The organism is Pantoea sp. BL1 (genome assembly GCF_000963985.1).
Classification (GTDB): domain Bacteria; phylum Pseudomonadota; class Gammaproteobacteria; order Enterobacterales; family Enterobacteriaceae; genus Pantoea; species Pantoea rwandensis_B.
The window spans coordinates 47,979-71,116 of record NZ_JZRH01000033.1; the positions used below are offsets into that span (position 1 = coordinate 47,979).

Annotated in this window: 25 protein-coding genes; 19 read left to right on the forward strand and 6 right to left on the reverse strand. The window is 53.8% G+C overall.

What is annotated here, in order from left to right; genetic code table 11:
* Positions 1-111: 111 nt before the first annotated feature.
* Together glnS and VH86_RS16090 are read left to right on the forward strand one after the other, a co-directional pair.
* Entirely contained in the window at positions 112-1,779 is a 1,668-nt protein-coding gene (gene glnS / locus VH86_RS16085) for a glutamine--tRNA ligase (RefSeq protein ID WP_045833512.1), read from the forward strand.
* Positions 1,780-2,013: 234 nt separating this feature from the next.
* Complete coding sequence (locus tag VH86_RS16090) at positions 2,014-2,409, forward strand: hypothetical protein (RefSeq protein ID WP_034829107.1); 396 nt, start codon at positions 2,014-2,016, stop codon at positions 2,407-2,409.
* Positions 2,410-2,470: 61 nt separating this feature from the next.
* Here the strand turns inward: VH86_RS16090 and fur are convergent, their stop codons facing one another.
* The 4 genes from fur to ybfF all read right to left on the reverse strand — a co-directional run bounded on the left by fur (position 2,471) and on the right by ybfF (position 5,150).
* Positions 2,471-2,920, reverse strand: coding sequence for a ferric iron uptake transcriptional regulator (gene fur / locus VH86_RS16095; RefSeq protein ID WP_007890672.1), 450 nt, complete (start codon positions 2,918-2,920; stop codon positions 2,471-2,473).
* Positions 2,921-3,275: 355 nt separating this feature from the next.
* Positions 3,276-3,806, reverse strand: a complete 531-nt coding sequence (fldA, locus tag VH86_RS16100; protein WP_034829111.1) for a flavodoxin FldA — start codon at positions 3,804-3,806, stop codon at positions 3,276-3,278.
* Positions 3,807-3,941: 135 nt separating this feature from the next.
* Positions 3,942-4,217 carry a LexA regulated protein gene (gene ybfE, locus VH86_RS16105; RefSeq protein ID WP_034829114.1) on the reverse strand — a complete coding sequence of 92 codons (276 nt, stop codon included), beginning with the start codon at positions 4,215-4,217 and terminating at the stop codon, positions 3,942-3,944.
* Between the two features lie 168 nt (positions 4,218-4,385).
* Positions 4,386-5,150 carry an esterase gene (gene ybfF / locus VH86_RS16110; protein ID WP_045833513.1) on the reverse strand — a complete coding sequence of 255 codons (765 nt, stop codon included), beginning with the start codon at positions 5,148-5,150 and terminating at the stop codon, positions 4,386-4,388.
* A gap of 248 nt (positions 5,151-5,398) precedes the next feature.
* Here ybfF and seqA point away from each other — a divergent pair, with 248 nt between their 5' ends.
* Together seqA and pgm are read left to right on the forward strand one after the other, a co-directional pair.
* Positions 5,399-5,944: a replication initiation negative regulator SeqA gene (gene seqA / locus VH86_RS16115; protein WP_038648252.1), complete on the forward strand. Its 546-nt coding sequence runs from the start codon at positions 5,399-5,401 to the stop codon at positions 5,942-5,944.
* A gap of 25 nt (positions 5,945-5,969) precedes the next feature.
* Positions 5,970-7,610, forward strand: coding sequence for a phosphoglucomutase (alpha-D-glucose-1,6-bisphosphate-dependent) (pgm, locus tag VH86_RS16120; protein ID WP_038648250.1), 1,641 nt, complete (start codon positions 5,970-5,972; stop codon positions 7,608-7,610).
* An 83-nt stretch (positions 7,611-7,693) separates the two neighbouring features.
* Here pgm and kdpE read toward each other — a convergent pair whose 3' ends face one another.
* Complete coding sequence (gene kdpE, locus VH86_RS16125) at positions 7,694-8,368, reverse strand: two-component system response regulator KdpE (RefSeq protein ID WP_045833514.1); 675 nt, start codon at positions 8,366-8,368, stop codon at positions 7,694-7,696.
* 245 nt (positions 8,369-8,613) lie between these two features.
* On the opposite strand from kdpE, the gene VH86_RS16130 reads away from it, so the two are divergent.
* The 11 genes from VH86_RS16130 to nei all read left to right on the forward strand — a co-directional run bounded on the left by VH86_RS16130 (position 8,614) and on the right by nei (position 17,848).
* Complete coding sequence (locus VH86_RS16130; RefSeq protein ID WP_038648244.1) at positions 8,614-8,814, forward strand: YbfA family protein; 201 nt, start codon at positions 8,614-8,616, stop codon at positions 8,812-8,814.
* 153 nt (positions 8,815-8,967) lie between these two features.
* Entirely contained in the window at positions 8,968-9,924 is a 957-nt protein-coding gene (locus VH86_RS16135; RefSeq protein ID WP_045833515.1) for a 2-thiouracil desulfurase family protein, read from the forward strand.
* 12 nt (positions 9,925-9,936) lie between these two features.
* Positions 9,937-11,364, forward strand: a complete 1,428-nt coding sequence (gene phrB, locus VH86_RS16140; protein WP_045833516.1) for a deoxyribodipyrimidine photo-lyase — start codon at positions 9,937-9,939, stop codon at positions 11,362-11,364.
* A gap of 22 nt (positions 11,365-11,386) precedes the next feature.
* A complete protein-coding gene (locus tag VH86_RS16145; protein ID WP_045816500.1) occupies positions 11,387-12,130 on the forward strand; it encodes a type 2 GTP cyclohydrolase I in 744 nt (247 codons plus the stop codon).
* Between the two features lie 149 nt (positions 12,131-12,279).
* Positions 12,280-12,936: a 5-oxoprolinase subunit PxpB gene (pxpB, locus tag VH86_RS16150; RefSeq protein WP_045833517.1), complete on the forward strand. Its 657-nt coding sequence runs from the start codon at positions 12,280-12,282 to the stop codon at positions 12,934-12,936.
* Positions 12,930-13,862 (forward strand): 5-oxoprolinase subunit PxpC, encoded by a 933-nt coding sequence (gene pxpC, locus VH86_RS16155; protein ID WP_045833518.1) that lies wholly within the window; start codon positions 12,930-12,932, stop codon positions 13,860-13,862. The genes pxpB and pxpC overlap by 7 nt, the downstream gene beginning before the upstream one ends.
* Positions 13,852-14,589, forward strand: a complete 738-nt coding sequence (pxpA, locus tag VH86_RS16160; RefSeq protein WP_045816498.1) for a 5-oxoprolinase subunit PxpA — start codon at positions 13,852-13,854, stop codon at positions 14,587-14,589. Before pxpC ends, pxpA begins: the two co-directional genes overlap by 11 nt.
* 59 nt (positions 14,590-14,648) lie before the next feature.
* Entirely contained in the window at positions 14,649-15,377 is a 729-nt protein-coding gene (locus VH86_RS16165; protein WP_045833519.1) for a DUF969 domain-containing protein, read from the forward strand.
* Positions 15,377-16,393 (forward strand): DUF979 domain-containing protein, encoded by a 1,017-nt coding sequence (locus tag VH86_RS16170; RefSeq protein ID WP_045833520.1) that lies wholly within the window; start codon positions 15,377-15,379, stop codon positions 16,391-16,393. The genes VH86_RS16165 and VH86_RS16170 overlap by 1 nt, the downstream gene beginning before the upstream one ends.
* Positions 16,394-16,400: 7 nt before the next feature.
* Positions 16,401-17,048 carry a pyroglutamyl-peptidase I gene (gene pcp / locus VH86_RS16175; protein ID WP_038648216.1) on the forward strand — a complete coding sequence of 216 codons (648 nt, stop codon included), beginning with the start codon at positions 16,401-16,403 and terminating at the stop codon, positions 17,046-17,048.
* Between the two features lie 11 nt (positions 17,049-17,059).
* Positions 17,060-17,848 (forward strand): endonuclease VIII, encoded by a 789-nt coding sequence (gene nei, locus VH86_RS16180; RefSeq protein ID WP_045833521.1) that lies wholly within the window; start codon positions 17,060-17,062, stop codon positions 17,846-17,848.
* Positions 17,849-17,941: 93 nt separating this feature from the next.
* Here the strand turns inward: nei and VH86_RS16185 are convergent, their stop codons facing one another.
* Positions 17,942-19,225, reverse strand: coding sequence for a citrate synthase (locus VH86_RS16185; RefSeq protein ID WP_038648210.1), 1,284 nt, complete (start codon positions 19,223-19,225; stop codon positions 17,942-17,944).
* A 590-nt stretch (positions 19,226-19,815) separates the two neighbouring features.
* Between VH86_RS16185 and sdhC the strand changes: the two genes are divergently transcribed.
* Genes sdhC through VH86_RS16205 form a run of 4 tightly spaced genes read left to right on the forward strand, consistent with a single transcriptional unit; the run spans position 19,816 to position 23,086 of the window.
* Positions 19,816-20,247 carry a succinate dehydrogenase cytochrome b556 subunit gene (sdhC, locus tag VH86_RS16190; RefSeq protein WP_176505733.1) on the forward strand — a complete coding sequence of 144 codons (432 nt, stop codon included), beginning with the start codon at positions 19,816-19,818 and terminating at the stop codon, positions 20,245-20,247.
* Positions 20,241-20,588, forward strand: a complete 348-nt coding sequence (gene sdhD / locus VH86_RS16195) for a succinate dehydrogenase membrane anchor subunit (protein ID WP_034829147.1) — start codon at positions 20,241-20,243, stop codon at positions 20,586-20,588. Before sdhC ends, sdhD begins: the two co-directional genes overlap by 7 nt.
* Positions 20,589-22,355 (forward strand): succinate dehydrogenase flavoprotein subunit, encoded by a 1,767-nt coding sequence (gene sdhA / locus VH86_RS16200; RefSeq protein ID WP_034829148.1) that lies wholly within the window; start codon positions 20,589-20,591, stop codon positions 22,353-22,355. It begins immediately after the preceding gene.
* Between the two features lie 14 nt (positions 22,356-22,369).
* Positions 22,370-23,086, forward strand: coding sequence for a succinate dehydrogenase iron-sulfur subunit (locus VH86_RS16205; RefSeq protein ID WP_045833522.1), 717 nt, complete (start codon positions 22,370-22,372; stop codon positions 23,084-23,086).
* Positions 23,087-23,138 lie beyond the last annotated feature (52 nt).

Sequence of the window (23,138 nt, forward strand, 5' to 3'; positions counted from 1 at the left end):
CTTTTTTGTTTTAAAACGACCAACAAACGGTTGTTTCCCTCCTGCGCTTTGTGGATCATACTCCGTTACTTCGTGGTACAAATCACCCGCTATTGTTTTGAGGATTTTGAGATGAGTGAGGCTGAAGCCCGCCCAACGAACTTTATTCGTCAGATCATCGACGAAGACTTGGCGAGCGGTAAGCACAGCAGTGTGCATACCCGTTTCCCGCCTGAGCCCAATGGTTATCTGCATATTGGCCATGCGAAATCTATCTGCCTGAACTTTGGTATCGCCCAAGATTATCAAGGACAGTGCAACCTGCGTTTTGACGATACTAACCCGGTGAAAGAAGACCTGGAGTTCGTTGAATCCATCAAGCGTGACGTGCAATGGCTGGGCTTTGAGTGGAGCGGCAACATTCGATACTCCTCAGACTATTTCGACCAACTGTTTAACTACGCCGTTGAGCTGATCAATAAAGGTCTGGCTTACGTTGATGAGTTGTCAGCGGAAGAGATCCGTGAATATCGCGGCACTCTGACTGCGCCGGGTAAAAACAGCCCGTACCGCGACCGCAGCGTGGAAGAGAACCTCGCGCTGTTCCAGAAGATGCGTGATGGCGGTTTCGAGGAAGGTAAAGCGTGTCTGCGTGCCAAAATCGACATGGCATCCAGCTTCATTGTGATGCGCGATCCGGTGCTGTACCGCATTAAGTTTGCCGATCACCATCAGACCGGCAGCAAGTGGTGCATCTACCCGATGTACGACTTCACGCACTGCATTTCGGATGCGATCGAAGGCATTACCCACTCATTGTGTACGCTGGAGTTCCAGGACAACCGTCGCCTCTACGATTGGGTGCTGGACAACATCACCATTCCGCAGCATCCGCGTCAGTACGAATTCTCGCGTCTGAATCTGGAGTACGCGGTGATGTCGAAGCGTAAGCTGACGCAGCTGGTCACCGAGAAAGTGGTGGAAGGCTGGGACGATCCCCGCATGCTGACTGTTTCAGGTTTGCGCCGTCGTGGTTACAGCGCGGCCTCGATTCGTGAATTCTGCCGCCGCATCGGCGTGACTAAACAGGACAACATCGTTGAGATGGCGTCGCTGGAATCCTGTATTCGTGACGATCTCAATGAGAACGCACCACGCGCGATGGCGGTACTCGACCCGTTGAAAGTGGTGATCGAAAACCTGCCCGCCGGCCACGAAGAAACGCTGACCATGCCTAATCATCCAAACAAGCCGGAGATGGGCACGCGTGAAGTGTCGTTCAGCCGTGAAGTGTGGATCGATCGCGCTGACTTCCGTGAAGAAGCCAACAAACAGTACAAACGTTTGGTTCTGGGCAAAGAAGTGCGTCTGCGCAATGCTTATGTGATTCGTGCTGAGCGTGTGGCGAAAGACGAAGAGGGTAACATTACCTGCATCTATGCCACTTGTGATGTCGATACTCTGAGCAAGGATCCGGCGGATGGTCGCAAAGTGAAAGGTGTGATCCACTGGGTTTCCGCCATTCATGGACTGCCAGCTGAGTTCCGTCTTTACGACCGTCTGTTCAGCGTGCCAAACCCAGCGGCGGCTGAGGATTTCCTCACCACCATTAACCCGAACTCGCTGGAGATCAAACAGGGCTTCGTGGAGTCAGGTTTGCGTGAAGCGGCCACTACCTCAGCTTATCAGTTTGAACGTGAAGGCTATTTCTGTGCCGATAGCGTCTACTCACAGCCGGGTAAATTGGTGTTTAACCGCACGGTTGGACTGCGTGATACTTTCGCGAAGATTGGCGAGTAATATCTTTCGCCGATAGCACAATATGATCATGAAAGGGCGAGCAATCGCCCTTTTTTATTGCCTGTATTTCGCCATGGGCAATCAATTATGCTGAAGGCGGCAAGCTGTGCTTGTTGTCTATTTTGCGACAATTCTGACTTTAGCAAAATTAACCCATTTGCGAGTGTGAAAAATTGTATTTCAGGTAGGCTATGCGCTCTAAATAGAGCTCTGCGGGTTATCAAAGGAAAAAAAATGACAAGTCTCGCCCTGGAAGCTAAGCATAGTGTGGTGGTTTTACATCAGCTTATTGAACGTGTTTTTAACCAGGTAGAAGGCAGTGATGACAGCATGGAACTGCTTTTGTCACACTTTCACCCGGATTTCAAAATGGTGACGCCGCTGGGTAAGCAGCTGGATCTGAATGAGACCGAAGTGCTGTTTCGCAAACTGCACGGTCAGCGGGAAGGGCTGCGCATTGCCACCAGTGAACATGCCATCATTTCTCAACAGAGCCAGGAAGTGACGATTCAGTATCGTGAACTGCAGATGTTGAACGGCACCAATCAAACGCGCATCTCTTTGGCTGTGCTGGATTGCAGCACCACCATTCCTCGCTGGCGCTACCTCCACGAAACCTTTATCGCTTGATAACAGGCATAAAAAAACCGGTGACCAGCACCGGTTTTTTTATATTGCATAGCACACTCAATTACTTATCGTGGAGCGTATCGTCTTCGCGGCAGTCTCCCAGTGCACAGTGACCGTACAAGTACAGGCTGTGGTTGCTGAGTTTGATGCCGTGGCGAGTAGCAATCTCACGCTGACGCGTTTCGATTGATTCATCGCTGAATTCGATCACTTTGCCACAATCCAGGCAGATCAAGTGGTCATGGTGATGCTGCTGAGTCAGTTCGAATACGGATTTACCGCCTTCGAAGTTATGACGGGTGACGATACCCGCGTCATCAAACTGGTTAAGAACGCGATATACCGTTGCCAGGCCAATCTCTTCGCCCATATCGATCAGGCGCTTGTACAAATCTTCCGCACTGACGTGATGGGACTCGGGGCCCGGTCCCTGAAGCACTTCCAAAATTTTCAATCTTGGGAGAGTGACTTTCAGGCCAGCCTTCTTCAATGCGGAGTTGTTGTCAGTCATTCGGATATTGTCCTGTTACTTTGCATGTCACTTACGGCGCAGGGGCCTTGAATGTTTAGGTCACGCGTATTCTCATTTGCGTCTCATTATAGAACTCAAGCAGTGAAATGAAAACCAGGGTAGCGCGCAAATCAACAAAAGTCGTAAGGATAAACATCGCCTACGCCAGCGCGGAACGGTGTGGTTTGGGTTTCCATTTCACTCAGCCTCAGTCAACAATCAGAGGAATAAGCGGATGACCATTGCGGGTATTCTACAGATTTGCGGGGAAAAGTTAAAAAACCGTAGCTATTATTTTTATAGGAATTTCCTTTGCCCCAACGTGAGCAAGCGCTCACATTGGGGAGGCGAAGCATCAGGCTTCGATGATCTCTTTCAACTGCAGCTCATCAAAAATCTGTTTCACCCAGGCGTCAACGCGTTCGTTGGTCAGCTCAGGTTGACGATCTTCGTCAATCGCCAGGCCGAGGAAGTGTTTGTCATCGGCCAGACCTTTTGAGGCTTCAAAATGATAACCCTCGGTTGGCCAGTGGCCCACGATCACCGCGCCGTTGGGCTCAATGATGTCGCGAATCGTGCCCATCGCATCACAGAAATACTCTGCATAATCTTCCTGGTCGCCACAGCCAAACAGCGCCACCAGTTTGCCATTAAAGTCGATCTCTTCCAGCGTAGGGAAGAAGTCATCCCAGTCACACTGTGCTTCGCCGTAATACCAGGTAGGGATGCCCAGCAGCAGGATGTCGAACGCTGCGAGATCTTCTTTGGTGCTCTTAGCAATGTCATGCACTTCGGCGACATCTTTACCCAGTTGTTTCTGGATCATTTTTGCAATGTTTTCAGTGTTGCCGGTATCGCTGCCGAAGAAAATGCCTACGATTGCCATGGGTTAAGTAACCTCTTAAAGCCTGATTGTGAAAGTAAGTCAATTGACTGCACATGTTAGCGAATGATAGCAGACCGTTGAAAAGGGCGGAACGAGTAAAGCCTGAACTTTGTGTTCCTGCGTGCGGTCAGCGCGCTAAGACAGTTTGAGTTGCGCCAGCAGCATTTGTTCAATCAATTCGCTGCGGCTGATGTTTTGTTGCTCGGCCAGCGTGTTCAGGGCATCAACCGCTTCGCTGGACATTTTCAGCTCAACACGACGCAGCCCTCGCACTTTATCGCGCTTGAGCTGGTTACGTTTGTTGATACGCAACTGTTCGTCACGTGTCAGCAGGCTGGTTTTGGGGCGACCGGGACGCCGCTCGTCTGCAAAAAGATCAAGCGTGGTACGGTCTGTCTGTTCTTTTGCCATGATTTGTGAAACTGAGTGGGCGCGAACGGCGGAAAGGCGCTGCGCGATTTATACATTATCGGCCCGACCACGGCGAAAAAATCATCCGCGGCAAATTTTTAGCGCGACATCATACTCCAGCACCATCCGCGACGCCAACCCTAAACCGCATACGGCAAGCTTTTGCTTTTACAGGTTAAAAAAGCGACGAACTGCGCGCAAAACCGCATCAGGTTTTTCAGCATGTACCCAATGACCGGCGCCGCTGATCACGTGCGCATGGGCGTGAGGGAACTGACGCAGCAGTGCATCACGATGCTGATTGTCCAGATAAGGGGAATCGCCACCGCGAATAAACAATGCGGGATGTGGCCAGGCCGGAACCTCCTCCCAGCCAGAAATTGTGGTGTAGTTGTCCCACAGCACCGGCACGTTAAAGCGCCACTCGCCCTCCACAAAGGACTTGAGGATAAACTGAATCACCCCCTCTTCAGCGACATGCTGGCGCATTACCTCGGCCGCTTCACTGCGACGGGACACACCCGCCGCTGTCACGGCGCGGATACCGGCGAAGATTTCATCGTGGCGGCGGGTTTGATAATCCACCGGCGCAATGTCGATCAACACCATTTTCTCAATACGTTCGGGGGCCACGGCACTGAGCGCCATGGCAATTTTACCGCCCATTGAATGGCCTATTACGCCAGCACGTTCAATCTTATGTGCATCCAGCGTCTCCACGATGTCTTGCGCCATGGCGTGATAATCCATCACCTCACTGCGTTCAGACAAACCATGGTTGCGCACGTCCACTTGCAACGTGGGGCGTGCATCCCGGACACCGCGCGCCAGCACGCCAAGGTTATCCAGGCTACCAAAAAGGCCATGAATTAACAGAATAGGAGGGGCTTCAGGGGTAGATTGTTCAGTTTGCAGACGGGCGTTCAAAATCATGGCTAAAGTTCTTACGGTTGTGACCTTGGCTTAGGGTATCATGGATTCACCTGTCCAGGAGCCAGCCGGCCAGGCATTAGGGCATATTCCGACTTTTGCCCTGAAACAACGCCAGCGCTATCGGCTGCCACGGATTTAACTTTATAATCCTTATGTTAGAGCCCGCTCACGTTTTGCACAGCTCGATTTTGCTAAGGCCGTTGCAATAATGCGTGGTTCTGTCATTTGCCAGAATTGTACGGAATAAGATGAAAACGATTGAAGTTGACGAAGAACTCTACCGTTATATTGCCAGCCACACGCAGCACATTGGTGAAAGCGCCTCCGATATTTTGCGCCGCATGCTGAAATTCACCGCGGGCCAAACTGCACCGACTGCACCTGTCGCTGCTGCTTCGGCTTCGGTGAAGGAAGCGCAGCCAGTGCGCAGCGAAGCGCGTCCTCAGGATCGCGTTCGCGCTGTGCGTGAACTGCTGCTCTCTGATGAGTATGCCGAGCAGAATAAGGCGGTTAATCGCTTTATGCTGGTACTGTCAACGCTTTATCGTCTTGATCCAGCAGCCTTTGCTGATGCCACTGCCTCGCTGCAGGGCCGCACTCGCGTCTATTTTGCGGGTGACGAGCACACGCTGCTGCAAAATGGCACCCATACTAAGCCGAAGCACGTTCCTGGCACACCGTACTGGGTGATCACCAATACCAATACAGGCCGCAAATGCAGCATGGTGGAACACATCATGTTGGCGATGCAGTTCCCTCAGGAACTGACAGAGAAAGTTCGCGGCACCATTTAAACTGAAGCGTCAGGGAGAAGCGCCAATGGCCAATCACCCCCGTGCCGGGCAGCCTGCCCAGCAGAGCGATTTGATTAACGTTGCACAATTAACCTCGCAGTATTACGTCCTGAAGCCAGATGCGGCGAACCCGGACCATGCGGTGAAATTTGGCACTTCTGGCCACCGCGGCAGCGCGGGACGCCAAAGCTTCAATGAAGTGCACATTCTGGCGATTGCGCAGGCGATCGCGGAAGAGCGCAAAAAGAATGGCATCACCGGCCCGTGCTATGTGGGTAAAGATACCCACGCATTGTCTGAACCGGCCATTCTGTCAGTGCTGGAAGTGCTGGCGGCGAACGGTGTGGATGTGATCGTGCAGCAGGACAATGGCTACACGCCAACGCCGGCGATCTCCAACGCCATTCTGGAACACAACAAACGCGGTGGCGCGCAGGCGGACGGTATCGTCATCACGCCTTCACACAACCCGCCAGAAGATGGTGGCATCAAGTACAACCCGCCAAACGGCGGTCCGGCTGATACCAACGTCACCAAAGTGGTGGAAGATCGCGCTAACCAGCTGATCAAAGGCGAACTGAAAGACGTAAAACGTCTGCCGCTGGATCAGGCTTGGGCAAGCGGCCATATCGTTGAGCAGGATCTGATTCAGCCGTATGTTGAAGGTCTGGCTGAGGTCATTGACTTCCCGGCAATCCAGAAAGCGGGCCTGAAAATCGGCGTTGATCCATTAGGTGGCTCCGGTATCGCTTACTGGCAGCGTATTGCTGAGCACTATAAGCTGGATCTGACCATCGTTAATGATGCTGTCGATCAGACCTTCCGCTTCATGCATCTGGATAAAGATGGCGTGGTGCGTATGGATTGCTCATCTGAGTGCGCAATGGCGGGTCTGCTGGCGTATAAAGATAAGTTCGATCTGGCGTTCGGTAATGACCCGGATTACGACCGTCACGGCATCGTCACGCCTGCAGGCCTGATGAACCCGAACCACTATTTGGCCGTGGCGATTAATTACCTGTTCCAGCATCGTCCGCAGTGGGGCAAAGATGTTGCCGTGGGTAAAACCCTGGTCTCCAGCGCAATGATCGACCGTGTGGTCAATGATATTGGTCGCAAGCTGGTTGAAGTGCCGGTTGGTTTCAAATGGTTTGTTGATGGCCTGTTTGATGGCAGCTTCGGTTTCGGCGGAGAAGAGAGCGCGGGTGCTTCCTTCCTGCGCTTCGACGGTTCCGCCTGGTCAACCGATAAAGACGGTATCATCCTGTGCCTGCTGGCAGCCGAAATCACTGCGGTGACCGGCAAAAACCCGCAGCAGCACTATGACGAACTGGCAGAACGCTTTGGTGCGCCAAGCTATAACCGTCTGCAGGCGCCGGCGACCTCAGCGCAAAAAGCGGCACTGTCTAAGCTGTCACCGGAAATGGTGAGTGCTGACACGCTGGCGGGCGATCCGATTACTGCACGTCTGACCGCAGCACCGGGTAACGGCGCGTCAATCGGTGGTCTGAAGGTGATGACCGAAAACGGCTGGTTTGCTGCGCGCCCTTCAGGCACTGAAGACGCTTACAAAATCTACTGTGAAAGCTTCCTTGGCGCTGAGCATCGCCAGCAGATCGAGAAAGAAGCGGTAGAGATTGTTAGCGAAGTGCTGAAAAACGCGTAACAGAACCGTTGAGGCGCGCTGATTAATGTGCGCCTTTTCACGCGATTCCTGAAACGACCCACGTGACAACGTGGGTCGTTTTTTTATGGCATAAAGCGGTAACCAATACCGGTTTCGGTCAGCAAATGGCTGGGTTGGGTCGGATTGCTTTCCAGCTTCTGACGCAGATGCCCCATATAAATGCGCAGATAATGGCTGTGCTCCACCGCATTCGGCCCCCACACCTGATTCAACAACTGACGTTGCGTCAGCACCTTCCCGGCGTTGTTCAGCAATAAACTCAGCAGGCGAAACTCGGTAGGTGTCAGGTGAATTTCCTGATCGTTACGTAACACGCGGCGTGCGGCCAGATCGACACTCACTTCACCGAATTTCACCACTGGCTCTGGCTGGCTGCGTTGATGCCGACGTAATGCCACGCGCACGCGGGCCAATAGCTCACCAATACCAAACGGCTTAGTCAGATAGTCATCGGCACCGGCATCCAGCGCATCGATTTTGTCCTGCTCATCACTGCGTGCAGACAGGACGATCACTGGCATACTGCTCCACTGGCGTACTTCGCGGATAAAGTCGTTGCCGTCACCATCCGGCAGTCCGAGATCGAGGATCACCAAATCCGGCTTTCGCGTAGCCGCTTCAATCAGTCCGCGTTGTAATTGCTCCGCTTCCACAATCTTCAGGCCTTCGCTTTCCAGCGCCAGGCGCACGAAACGGCGAATCTCTTTTTCATCTTCAACAATCAAGATGGTCGTCACGCTGACTCCTGCCACAGGTAAAGTTAACACGGCACTTTATCAAGAATCGGACACCGCGTCCGTCATGATGTTTGTAACCTCGCAATATCTCTATGTTTACAATTATGTAACTTACTTTCATGCAGCGCCGAAAAGCACAAAAAAAGACCAAAATTAGTGGTCGGATGAGTAGTAAAATTACACAACTAAGCGTAATATCTGAGGCAGATCACATTTCAACGCAAAATTTACCCCAGGAGGCAATCATGTATCAGGCTTATCCACTTTATAAAATCGTGTTGCGCCGTTTTCTGGCGGTATTGGTCGGCATACTTGCCTTACCTGTCATGCTGTTCCGCCAGGATCGTGCCCGTTTCTACAGCTATCTGCACCGCGTCTGGTGTAAGACCAGCACCAAACCCGTCTGGCTGGCGCAGACCGAAGCAGTAGGCAGCATCCACTGGTAAGCGTTTTAACGATTCATTAAGAACCCGGCAGCTTCAAAAAAGCGCCGGGTTTTTTTATTCTCAACTTTGTCTGTATTCCCCGCTTAACCGCTGTTATCCCTCTCCGTTTCAGCTACACTTAAACCTCTACAAGATTTTGGAGGTTGTACAAGTATGAGCGAAAAAATTCCTGTCGGTATCAGCGCTTGCCTGCTCGGGGATAAGGTCCGTTTTGACGGTGGCCACAAGCGTTTCGCTTTTGCAACCGAAGAACTGACACCCTTTATCCGCTTTGAACCGGTTTGCCCGGAAATGGCGATTGGCTTGCCCACACCGCGTCCTGCCCTGCGTTTAGTCAAAGAGAAAGATGAGCAAATTCATCTTTGTTTCAGTAAAGATGGCGGCCAGGAGGTCACGGATGAGATGCAGCGGTGGTCAGCCGAACGGGTGAAATCACTGCATCATCTGTGTGGCTACATTCTCTGTGCAAAATCACCCAGCTGTGGCCTCGAGCGCGTGCGCGTCTATCAACCTGATACCAATGATAATCGCAAAGCCGGCACCGGTGTTTTCACTTCATTCCTGCAGCAGGAAATGCCCTGGCTGCCGCTGGAGGAAGATGGCCGCTTACACGATGATGCCATTCGCGAAAACTTTATGGGGCGCGTGTATGCGTTGCATGAGTTCAATGAGATGTGGCGCAGCGGTTTAACCCGCCACAAGCTGATCGCCTTCCACAGTCGATACAAGTTGCTGCTGCTGTCGCACGCGCAGGATGAGTATCGCGAGATGGGACGTTTTGTGGCGGCAATGGAGCAGTGGGATTCGCTGGATGATTACGCCTTTGAATACCGAATTCGCCTGATGCATTTGATGTCCCATCAGGCTTCGCGCCGTAATCACACCAATGTGTTGATGCATGTACAGGGCTACTTCCGCCCGCAGTTATCGTCACCGCAGCGCCAGGAACTGGCGCAGCTCATCGATCGTTATCGCACTGGCGTCCAGCCACTGTTGGTTCCTATCACCATGCTGAAACACTACATGGCGGAATATCCGCATCCGTGGCTGGCGCAGCAACGTTACTTTGATCCTTACCCGGAAGCGCTGCGTCTGCGCTACGGACAATAATCCCGGAGCATTATGACCACCCACTTAGTCTGGTTGCGTAACGATCTGCGCATCAATGACAACACTGCGCTGGCTGCTGCCTGCCGCGACAGCCATGCGAGGGTGCTGGCGCTATTTATTGCCACGCCCAAACAGTGGCAGCATCACCATATGGCACCGAGGCAGGCGGCTTTTATTCATCAGAATCTGTGTTCGTTGCAGGATTCACTGGCCGAGCGCGGTATTCCTTTGCATTACCATCAGTGCGATGACTTTGCTGCTTCAGTGGATTACCTGAGTGCGTTTTGCGACCAGCATCAGGTGGATGAGTTGTATTACAACTATCAGTATGAAATTAACGAGCGCGAACGTGATGCGGCCGCCGAAAAGCGTCTCGATGCCCAGGGCGTAATTTGTCAGGGCTTTGATGACAGCCTGTTATTGCCTCCCGGCAGCGTGCAGACCGGCAATCACACCATGTTTAAAGTCTTCACACCGTTCAGCCGCGCCTTTGTCCGTCGACTGCATCAGGGATTACCGGAGTGCCATCATGCACCGAAAGCGCGCCAGGATGCGCCGGTCAGTGCGGGTCAGAAAATCCCAGCATTTGATTATCCACTGGAAGCGTTCGATACATCGCTGTTTCCGGCTGGGGAAGAGGCCGCGTTAAAGCAGTTGCGCCATTTCGGCAAACAATCCGTGCAGCACTATCCCGACGTGCGTGATTTACCGGCATTAGATGGCACCAGCCGCCTCTCGCCCTACTTGGCCATAGGAGTACTGTCTCCGCGCCAGTGCTTACATCGTATATTGAAAGAGCATCCTGATGCGTTGAACGAAGGCAAAGCCTTTACCTGGCTCAATGAACTCATCTGGCGCGAGTTTTATCGCCATCTGATGGTGGCATTTCCGGCGTTGTGTAAGCACCAGCCGTTTGTGGAGTGGACGCATAACGTACAGTGGCAAAAAAACGATGCACATCTCACGGCCTGGCAGCAGGGCAAAACGGGGTATCCCATTGTTGATGCGGCAATGCGCCAACTCAACACGCTGGGCTGGATGCACAATCGCCTGCGCATGATTGTTGCCAGCTTTTTGGTAAAAGACCTGCTGATCGACTGGCATGAGGGGGAGCGCTACTTCATGCAACAACTGATTGATGGCGATCTGGCGGCCAACAACGGTGGCTGGCAGTGGGCGGCCTCAACGGGCACCGACGCGGCACCGTACTTTCGCATATTTAATCCTACGACTCAGGGGGAACGCTTTGACGAAAAAGGCGAATTTATCCGCCAGTGGCTACCAGAGTTGAAAGATGTGCCGGAGAGTGACATTCATCAGCCGCAGGTGTGGGCGAAGAAAAACAACAAGAAACTCGATTATCCCGCGCCAATCGTGGAACATAAGGACGCACGTAAAAAGACATTAGACGCCTTTGAGCGCGCGCGCAGCGCGGCCTGAGGCGATCAGGGAGCCGTACTAAATGAATCATGTTGAGTTAGAACATATCGTTAATCAGCAGCTGAACACCAGCGCCTTCAGCGACTATGCGCCCAATGGTTTGCAGGTGGAGGGCCGTGCGGAAGTGAAAACCGTCATTACGGGCGTCACCGCGTGTCAGGCGCTATTAGATGAAGCGGTAAAGCGTAATGCCGATGCTATCCTGGTCCATCACGGCTATTTCTGGAAGAGCGAATCGCCGCTGATTAAAGGAATGAAACGCCAGCGCCTGCGCACGTTGCTGGTCAATGATATCAACCTGTATGGCTGGCACCTGCCGCTCGATGCCCATCCGCAACTCGGCAACAATGCACAGCTGGCAAAATTGTTTGATATTGACGTGAAAGGGGAAATTCAGCCGCTAGTGCCATGGGGCGAGCTGGCTGAACCGTTGAGCGGCGAAGCGCTGGCCGCGAAAATCGCCGAACGTTTAGGCCGTAAACCGTTGCACTGTGGTGATAACGCCCCGGCACTGATCAAACGTGTCGCCTGGTGCAGTGGCGGTGGACAGGGCTTTATTGATAGCGCGGCCGCTTTTGGCGTGGATGCCTTCATCACCGGTGAAGTCTCAGAGCAAACCATTCACAGCGCACGCGAACAAGGCCTGCACTTTTTCGCCGCCGGACATCATGCTACCGAGCGTGCCGGTATCAAGGCGCTGGGCGAATGGCTGGCGCAAAGCTACGGCCTCGACGTGACCTTTATTGATATCGACAATCCTGCCTGATTTCTCCTCTTAGCGTCCTTAACCCATGTTGAGGACGCAAATCTGTTGACACATCTCTGTCACTTTCGCATAACTTATTGACTTTCATTATAAGCAAAGCGATTTGTGGACATTTTTTGTCCGCGTTAATCATGACCGGGAGGTGGGTTTTGCAACGAGCACGTTGTTATCTACTGGGTGAGCGAGCCGTCGTGCTGGAGCTGGAACCGCCCGTTTCACTCGCCAGCCAGCAGCGCATCTGGGGACTGTGCCAACGCCTGCAGCACAATGATCAGGTTCAGGAAGCGATTCCGGGAATGAATAACCTGACGTTGCTACTGCGCGATCCGCAATTGAATGCGCTGGATGCCATTGAGCGTCTACAGCGCTGGTGGGAAGAGAGTGAGGAACAGATTCCTGAATCACGTCGGGTAGAGATTCCGGTGGTGTACGGGGGCGCGGGTGGCCCCGATCTGCAAGTGGTGGCTGAGGGTGCCAGCCTGTCGCCAAAACAGGTCGTCGAACTGCACAGCAGTGTTGATTACGTGGTCTATTTTATCGGCTTCCAGCCGGGTTTTCCCTATCTGGGCGGGTTGGATGAGCGTTTGCACACGCCGCGCCGTGCTGAACCGCGTGTCATCGTGCCCAGCGGCTCGGTAGGCATCGGTGGCAGTCAGACCGGCATTTATCCCCTGGCAGCACCAGGCGGCTGGCAACTGATCGGTCATACCCCGGTCAGCCTTTTCGATCCGTTACAGCATCCGCCGACACTGCTGCGGCCGGGTGACAGCGTGCGCTTTGTGCCGCAACAGGAGGGCGTATGTTAAACATTCTACGCGCCGGATTAATGACCTCGATTCAGGATCAGGGCCGCAGCGGCTGGCGGCAATATGGCATCAGCGTCAGCGGAGCGCTGGATCAACCTTCGATGCGTACCGCCAATATGCTGGTGGGCAATCCGGAGGAGAGCGCGGTATTAGAGATTGTGCTTGGCCAGTTTAAAGCGGAATTTAAACGTGACGGTTGGTTTGCACTCACTGGGGCGGGCTGTAATGCCGATCTGGATGGCAAACCGGTGTGGACTGGCTGGCGCTTACCGGTGAAAAAAGGCCAGGTGTTGTCACTGGCGATGCCGGTGCGCGGTATGCGTAGCTATCTGGCAGTCAATGGTGGTTTCGCCACTGATGAGATGCTCGGCTCGCACAGTACCGATCTCAAAGCTGCTTTTGGTGGTTTCCAGGGCCGTAAGTTGCAGGATGGCGATCAGCTACCGTTGGGCAAACCCTCACGAACGTTCAAGGGCAAAGCGGGCGTACGTCAACTGCTGTGGGGCAACCGCATTCGCGCCTTACCGGGCCCGGAGTACAACGAGTTCACGCGCGAAGCGCAGGAAGGTTTCTGGCGCAGCCCGTGGAAGCTGAGTCCGCAGAGTAATCGTATGGGTTACCGCATGCAGGGCCGTCAACTGCAGCGTAAAGCCACGCGTGATTTGTTGTCGCACGGGTTAGTCCCTGGCGTAGTGCAGGTGCCGCCTAATGGCCAACCGATTGTGCTGATGGCCGATGCGCAAACCACCGGCGGTTATCCGCGTATCGCCTGTGTTATCGAAGCTGACCTGTATCAACTGGCGCAGATTCGACTCGGCGAACCGATTCACTTTATCCATTGCACTCTGGAAGAAGCGCTGCTGGCGAAGCAGCATCAACAGCGCTCCTTCGACCAAATAGCCTGGGGGCTTGCACATGAAGATTGATCTTAATGCTGACCTCGGTGAAGGCAGCGCCAGCGATCAGGAGCTGCTGACGCTGGTGAGTTCGGCCAATATCGCCTGTGGATTCCACGCCGGTGATGCGCAAACCATGCTGCAATCGGTGCGCTGGGCCAAAGCCTCAGGTGTGGCGATCGGCGCCCACCCCAGCTTTCCGGATCGCGAGAACTTTGGTCGCACCGCAATGCAGCTGCCGCCGGAAACGGTGTATGCGCAGATGATCTATCAGATTGGTGCATTGAAGAGCATCGCCGAAAGTGAAGGTGAGCGTTTAGTGCATGTGAAGCCACACGGCATGCTTTACAACCAGGCGGCAGCGGATGCCACGCTCGCCGACGCCATTGCCCGCGCGGTGAAGGCGGTGGATCCCGCATTGATACTGGTCGGCCTGGCAGGTAGTGCTTCGATTAAAGCGGCTGCGCATTATGGTCTGCGCACGCGAGAAGAGGTGTTTGCCGATCGTGGCTATCAGGCAACCGGTGCGCTGGTGCCGCGTAGCCAGCCAGGGGCGATGATTGAAGTCGCCGAGCAGGCGCTGGCGCAAACGCTCACCATGGTGCAGCAGCGTCAGGTGCAGAGTATCAGCGGGGAATGGGTGAAAGTGAATGCCGAGACCGTCTGCTTACATGGTGATGGCGCACATGCGCTGCAATTTGCACGCACGTTGCGTGCCGCGTTTGCTACTCATCAAATTGCTGTCACCAGTGCTTAAAAATAACAACTCGCCCGGCACGCTGTCGGGCTTTTTATTTTCAGATGAAGGGGAAATAAATGGATAACGTGGTCAATCTCTGGCCGTTACTCGGCATCGCCACCATCGTATTGGGGTTTGTGTTGCGCTTTAACCCTGTGCTGGTGGTGATTGTTGCCGGTTTTGTTACCGGCCTGGCTGCGCATCTGCCGCTGGCCGATATTCTGGAGAAACTCGGTTCCGGCTTCCTGAATACCCGCAACCTGCCGCTGATTTTGCTGCTGCCGCTGGCCGTGATCGGTTTGCTGGAGCGCCACGGTTTGAAGGAGCGCGCACAAAGCTGGATCGCGCAGATCAAAACGGCGACGGCGGGCCGTTTGCTGATTGTCTATCTGTTCGTGCGTGAAATCACCGCCGCACTGGGTTTAACCAGCCTCGGAGGTCATCCGCAAATGGTGCGTCCACTGCTGGCACCGATGGCAGAAGGCGCCACAGAAAACCGCTATGGTGAAGTGCCCGATGAAGTGCGCCATCGCTTGCGCGCCATGTCGGCAGCCACCGATAACATCGGGCTGTTCTTTGGTGAAGATATCTTTGTCGCATTCGGCGCGATTATCTTCATGCACAACTTTATGCAGGAGTCGGCAGGCATCAGCACCGAGCCGCTGCATATCGCCTTGTGGGGTATTCCAACCGCACTCTGCGCCTTCCTGATCCATTCGGCGCGACTGGTGCGCCTTGACCGCCAACTGGCGCGTGAATTGGGTGCTATCAATCAGCAGGCGTTGCACGCCAAAGGCGGGAAATAATGTTTCAGCAACAATATCTGATGTGGCTGGCAGGGGTGATCCTGCTGGTGGTCGCCGTTCTCTCCTGGCGCGATGCGGCTAATCCAAGACGCTTTACGACCGGTTTATTCTGGGCGCTGTATGGCCTGATGTTCCTGATTGGTGAGGGTGCCTATCAACTGATGGGGCAGTGGGCGGGCGATGCTGTCGCCGGTAAACGCATGCTGCACATTGGCGTGGGCGTTGCCGTGGTGCTGATGGCGTTGATAGCTGGTTTTGGTGGCGTGCGTCTCGGCAGCTATCATCAGCGCAGCGATCAGCAGAAGCGCGAAAGTGCGCAGCGTTTGCGTAATAAGCTGTTTTTGCCCGCGCTGGCGATTCCGGTGGTCACCGTGATCGGCGTGCTGGCGTTTAACAACATCCCTGGCTTGCAAGATGCCGTGTTTGGCCCGGGTAATCATTCAACGCTGGTGACCCTGTTCTCGATGATGGTCGGCTGTGTGCTGGGCTGGATCATCGCGCTGCAAATCACCCATGAAAAACCGCTGCAGTCGATGCAGGAAACCCGCCGACTGCTGGATGCGGTGGGTTGGGCATTTATTCTGCCGCAAATCCTTGCCACGCTTGGTCTGTTGTTCACCAGCGCGGGCGTCGGCACCGCGATTTCACATCTGACTGAACAGTATCTGGCAGTGGACAATCGTCTGATTGCGGTCGCGGTCTACGCGATTGGCATGGCACTGCTGACCATGGTGATGGGTAATGCGTTTGCTGCCTTCCCGATAGTGACGGCTGGCATTGGGATTCCTATTCTGGTGCTGCAACACGGCGGCAATCCGGCGGTAATGGCGGCAATTGGCATGTTCTCTGGCTATTGCGGCACCTTGATGACGCCGATGGCGGCGAACTTCAACATCGTACCCGCGCGTTTACTGGAGTTGCCGGATCGAAACGGGGTGATCAAGGCCCAGGTGCCAACCGGTGTGCTACTGTTGGTGGTAAACGTATTCCTGCTCTACTTCCTGATGTTCTTGTGAGGTCGCAATGAAAACGGTATTGATGACGGCGTTTGAGCCGTTCGGTGGCGAAACCATTAACCCTTCATGGGAAGCGGTGCGCAGTTTTGACGGTAAAGTGATTGCCGGAGCCCGAATTGTGGTGCGCCAGCTACCCGTGGTGTTTGCCACCTGCGGAAAGGTGCTAACGCAAGCGCTGGATGAGATCCAACCTGACCGCGTATTGTGCGTGGGCCAGGCCGGTGGGCGTGTTGATATCACCGTCGAACGTGTGGCGATCAACGTGGATGATGCGCGTATTCCCGACAACGATAATCAGCAGCCCATTGATCAACCGATCGTTGCGGATGGCCCTGCAGCCTATTTCTCTACATTACCGATCAAGGCGATGGTCGCAGCCCTGCGTGAGGTTGGTGTGCCGGCCTCGGTATCCCAAACCGCAGGAACCTTCACCTGTAACAACGTGATGTACAGCCTGCTGCACTGGCTGAAGACCACCAACAGCCAGGCACGCGGTGGCTTTATTCATATCCCCTATATGCCGGAGCAGGCGGTGAATCATCCCGGCGTCGCCAGTATGGCGACGGCCAGCGTGATCCTGGCGCTGGAAACCTCGTTGCAGGTGATGTTGAGCACTGAAAATGACATCCGCGTGGTCGGTGGAGCGACGCATTAACAGGAGAAGTTATGCCTGAAGGACCGGAGATCCGCCGTGCGGCGGATCAACTGGCGGCTGCGATGGAAGGCAAGCCACTCACTGATGTGTGGTTTGCCTTTCCTGAGCTGAAAACCTATGAACCGGCATTAATGGGTGAAACCATTACGGCTTTTGAAACACGTGGCAAAGCGCTGCTAACGCACTTCTCCAATGGCTTAATCCTTTACAGCCATAACCAACTGTATGGGGTATGGCGGGTTGTATCGACCGGTACTGAACCCAACACTTCGCGGCAGTTGCGCGTGCGGCTGTCAAACGCCGAACAGACCATCCTGCTGTACAGCGCATCGGATATCGAACTGCTCAATGCGGATACCCTTGGCGCGCACCCTTTTTTACAGCGTGTTGGTCCCGATGTACTGGATGCCGCATTATCGGTGGAAGAGGTGCGTGAGCGGCTATTATCGCCGCGTTTTCGTCGCCGTCAGTTCAGCGGACTGTTACTCGATCAGGCCTTTCTGGCGGGATTGGGTAATTATTTGCGCGTGGAGATTTTATGGCATGCCGGATTGCTGGCGTCGCATCGGGCGCAGGATCTCACTGAGGTACAGCTCAATGCATTAAGTGAGGCGATGCTGGCGGTGCCCCGTTTGTCGTATCAGATGCGCGGCAGTATGAAGAAATACCATGCCGATGCGGCGTTTCGCTTTGAGGTGTTTCATCGCCAGGGCAAGACATGTCGGCGCTGCGGCACGCTGATTGAGAAGGGTACGCTATCGTCGCGACCATTTTACTGGTGCCCGGGATGTCAGTTTTGACGCGCAAGGGTGTGTGAAACAAAATACGATCAATAAAAAAGCTGCCATCTCAATGAAATGGCAGCCTTTCTTTCACACTCATTTAGCTGTGGATTACTTTTTCAGCGCCGAGGTAAATGGACGCTCGGTGTAACCGGTGTACAGCTGACGTGGACGTGCAATCTTCATGCCTTCGTCGTGCATCTCTTTCCAGTGTGCAATCCAGCCTACGGTACGCGCCATCGCGAAGATCACGGTGAACATAGACGAAGGAATGCCCATCGCTTTCAGAATAATGCCAGAGTAGAAATCAACGTTTGGATAGAGTTTACGCTCGATGAAGTACGGGTCGTTCAGGGCGATATGTTCCAACTCCATCGCCACTTCCAGCAGGTCATCTTTCATACCCAGTTCATTCAGCACTTCGTGACAGGTTTCACGCATCACAGTGGCGCGCGGGTCATAGTTTTTGTAAACACGGTGACCGAAGCCCATCAGGCGGAACGAATCGTTTTTGTCTTTCGCGCGACGTACGAATTCCGGGATGTGCTCAACGGTGCTGATCTCTTCCAGCATACGCAGGGTAGCTTCGTTGGCGCCACCGTGTGCCGGTCCCCACAGCGAAGCGATACCCGCAGCGATACAGGCAAATGGGTTTGCACCAGAAGAACCGGCGGTACGCACGGTTGAGGTAGAGGCATTCTGCTCATGGTCAGCATGCAGAATCAGAATACGGTCCATGGCGCGTTCCAGCACTGGATTCACTTTGTACTCTTCGCACGGAGTAGCGAACATCATATGCAGGAAGTTGCCTGCGTAGGACAGGTCGTTACGCGGATAAACGAACGGCTGGCCAATCGAATATTTGTAGCACATCGCTGCCATGGTCGGCATTTTGGACAGCAGGCGGAAGGCAGCGATTTCACGGTGACGCTCAATGTTGACGTCTAAGGAGTCGTGATAGAACGCCGCCAGAGCGCCAGTGACACCACACATGACCGCCATCGGATGCGAATCGCGGCGGAAGCCATGGAACAGTCGGGTTATTTGCTCGTGGATCATGGTGTGGCGGGTAACGGTGGTGCGGAACTCTTCAAACTGGGCTTGGGTCGGGGCTTCGCCATTCAGCAGGATGTAACACACTTCGAGGTAGTTGGAGTGGGTTGCCAGTTCGGAAATCGGGAAGCCGCGATGTAACAGAATGCCTTCATCACCATCAATAAAAGTGATTTTAGATTCGCATGACGCAGTAGAGGTGAAACCGGGATCGAAAGTGAACAGGCCATGATTGCCAAGTGTACGGACATCAACAACGTCTTGTCCCAGCGTACCTTGCATCACATCCAGTTCAACGGAAGCATTATCTTGTAGGGTTAGCGTCACTTTTTTATCTGTCATTTTTCGTCTCCATAGCGCCTTAGTAGGTAAGGATCTTAGACACCAGAATAGCCTTCATGTTGTATAAAACCACAATCTTCACAGTATCACTCTGCGGTAACGTTTGTCGTGCAGGGTTACAGGGAGATGTATTAGGGCCAGTCGGTGGCGTTCGGGCATGACATGCTGAACAGCGCGGATGTTAAAGATCCTGTCACGACATAACTTCTTGGTAACCAATAACCTGATGCTTTGTGTTGCTCGTAAAGGCAATGTTACATAACTTGAGCTTAGGGGAAAGTGTATCCCCATAACTTTTGTGCATCATAGGGCTTTAATGCGTTTGTTTGTAACTGAAATGTTGATCTTTTGTCAAATCAGATAATTAAAAATGTATGAATTGTGAAATTCGTGAGTCGGATCACTGTTCAGCCTAAATGTGACCAAAGAGATTGTAGGGGAATTGTAATCAGAATGTGATCCTCCTATACTGCCGCCAGGTCTCCGGAATACCCTGACACCAGGAGCCACCCAGCGTTTTTTTCGCTTCACTTAACACTGGATGTTGCTTTTTTGGTGGCGGTTGCAGTCTGAACACGCGCTGTGCTCTGATGCGACTCAGGTCCGGAGGAAGCAAAATAAAAAAGAGCTGTGTGGGCAAAACCGTGAAAAAACAAAGACCTGTTAACTTGGATCTCTCGACGATCCGGTTTCCCGTTACTGCAATATCGTCCATTCTCCACCGCGTCTCCGGCGTGATCACCTTTGTCGCTCTCGGAATACTGCTCTGGTTACTGGGTCTCTCTCTCTCTTCTCCTGAAGGCTTCCAGCAAGCGGCATCCATCATGGATAGCTTCTTCGCCAAATTCATTATGTGGGGCATCCTGACTGCGCTGGCGTATCACGTCGTGGGCGGCATTCGTCACATGCTGGCTGATTTTGGCTTTATGGAAGAAACCCTGCAGGTGGGAACCCGTTCCGCGCAGGCGGCTTTTGGTATCACTGTCGTGCTCTCAATTTTGGCTGGAGTCCTCGTATGGTAAGCAATGCTTCTGCATTAGGACGCAACGGTATTCATGACTGGCTGTTACTGCGTGCTGCTGCAATCTTAATGACGCTCTACATCATCTACCTTCTCGGTTTTGTGGTGATGACCGGCACCCTGACGTATGACGCCTGGCACGGCTTCTTCGCCTCTGCCTTCACTAAAGTGTTTACGATACTGACGCTGTTCTCGATTCTGATCCACGGCTGGATTGGCATGTGGCAGGTCCTGACCGACTACGTTAAACCAGTGGCAACCCGCTTGCTGCTGCAGTTTGTGATTGTGGTCGCGCTGTTGTCGTATGCCATTTATGGAATCGTTGTTGTGTGGGGTGTGTAAATGAGTTTGCCAGTCAGAGAATTTGATGCCGTGGTGATCGGCGCGGGTGGCGCGGGAATGCGCGCGGCTCTGCAAATCTCCCAATCGGGCCAGACTTGTGCCCTGTTATCCAAAGTTTTCCCAACCCGTTCTCATACCGTATCGGCGCAGGGCGGTATTACCGTTGCGCTGGGTAACACCCATGAAGATAACTGGGAATGGCACATGTACGATACCGTTAAAGGTTCCGACTATATCGGTGACCAGGACGCGATCGAATACATGTGTCACGTCGGTCCGGAAGCGATTCTGGAACTGGAACACATGGGTCTGCCTTTCTCTCGCCTTGATGACGGCCGCGTGTATCAGCGTCCGTTTGGTGGTCAGTCGAAGAACTTTGGTGGTGAGCAGGCGGCGCGTACCGCTGCGGCAGCCGACCGTACTGGCCACGCACTGTTGCATACCCTGTATCAGCAGAACCTGAAAAACAAAACCACCATCTTCTCCGAATGGTATGCGCTGGATCTGGTGAAAAACGAAGACGGTGCGATTGTCGGCTGTACCGCTATCTGCATGGAAACCGGTGAAACCGTTTACTTCAAAGCGAAAGCGACCATTCTGGCAACGGGCGGTGCAGGCCGTATTTACCAGTCCACCACTAACGCTCATATCAACACCGGTGACGGCGTAGGTATGGCACTGCGTGCCGGTGTGCCGGTGCAGGATATGGAAATGTGGCAGTTCCACCCAACCGGTATCGCCGGTGCGGGTGTGCTGGTCACTGAAGGCTGCCGTGGTGAAGGTGGCTACCTGCTGAATAAACACGGCGAACGCTTCATGGAACGTTATGCGCCAAACGCCAAAGACCTGGCGGGCCGTGACGTGGTCGCACGCTCCATGATGGTGGAAATTCGTGAAGGTCGTGGCTGCGATGGTCCGTGGGGCCCGCACATCAAGCTGAAACTCGACCATCTGGGCGCAGAAGTTTTGGAATCGCGTCTGCCGGGTATCCTTGAGCTGTCGCGTACCTTTGCCCACGTCGATCCGATTAAAGAACCGATTCCGGTTATCCCAACCTGCCACTACATGATGGGCGGCGTGCCGACCAAAGTGACCGGTCAGGCGCTGCGCGTGAATGAGCAGGGCGAAGACGAAGTGATTCCGGGCTTGTTCGCAGTAGGCGAAATTGCTTGCGTATCAGTACACGGTGCTAACCGTCTCGGTGGTAACTCGCTGCTCGACCTGGTGGTATTTGGCCGTGCGGCGGGTGTGCATCTGCTGGAGTGTCTGGAAGAGCAGGGTGAACTGCGCGAAGCTACGCAGGAAAACATCGATGCTGCCATGGCGCGCTTCAACCGCTGGGAAAACAACACCACGGGTGAAGACCCGGTTGAAATCCGTAAAGCGCTGCAGCGTTGCATGCAGAACAACTTCTCGGTATTCCGCGAAGGTGATGCGATGCGTGAAGGTCTGGAAGAGCTGAAAGTGATTCGTGAACGCCTGAAGTCAGCGCGTCTTGATGATCGTTCGCCAGATTTCAACACCCAGCGTATCGAGTGCCTTGAGCTGGATAACCTGATGGAAACCGCGTACGCCACTGCGGTCGCCGCAAACTTCCGTACCGAAAGCCGTGGCGCACACAGCCGCTTCGACTACCCGGAACGTGATGATGCAAACTGGCTGTGTCACAGCCTCTATGTTCCGCAAACGGAAAGCATGACGCGCCGTGAGGTGAACATGCAACCGAAACTGCGTGCGGCCTTCCCGCCAAAAGCGCGTACCTACTAATTGCGGAGATCATCATGAGACTCGAATTTTCTATCTATCGTTACAACCCGGAAGTCGATGACAAACCGCGTATGCAGGAATACACGCTGGAGTCAGAAGACGGTCGTGACATGATGTTGCTGGACGCGTTGATTCGTCTGAAAGAGAAGGACCCAACGCTGGCCTTCCGTCGCTCATGCCGCGAAGGTGTATGCGGTTCAGACGGCCTCAACATGAACGGCAAAAACGGTCTGGCCTGCATCACGCCAATCTCCGCGCTGGGTAATGGCACCAAGAAAATTGTTATCCGTCCACTGCCTGGTTTGCCGGTGATCCGCGACCTCGTCGTTGATATGGGACAATTCTATAGGCAGTATGAGAAGATTAAGCCTTTCCTGTTGAATAATGGGGAAAATCCGCCAGCACGCGAGCATCTGCAGACCCCGGCAGACCGTGAGCACCTGGATGGATTGTACGAGTGTATTCTGTGCGCTTGCTGCTCGACCTCGTGCCCATCGTTCTGGTGGAACCCGGATAAGTTCATCGGTCCGGCAGGTTTGTTAGCCGCTTACCGTTTCCTGATCGACAGCCGCGATACCGAAACCGATGCGCGTCTGGACAATCTGAACGATGCTTTCAGTGTATTCCGCTGTCACAGCATCATGAACTGTGTGAGCGTGTGCCCGAAAGGACTAAACCCGACGCGCGCTATCGGCCATATTAAGTCGATGCTGCTGCAACGCGGGGCGTAACACACTGAAGTCACTGTCCGGGAACTTAGGTTCCCGGCAGTTTACGGAAGCC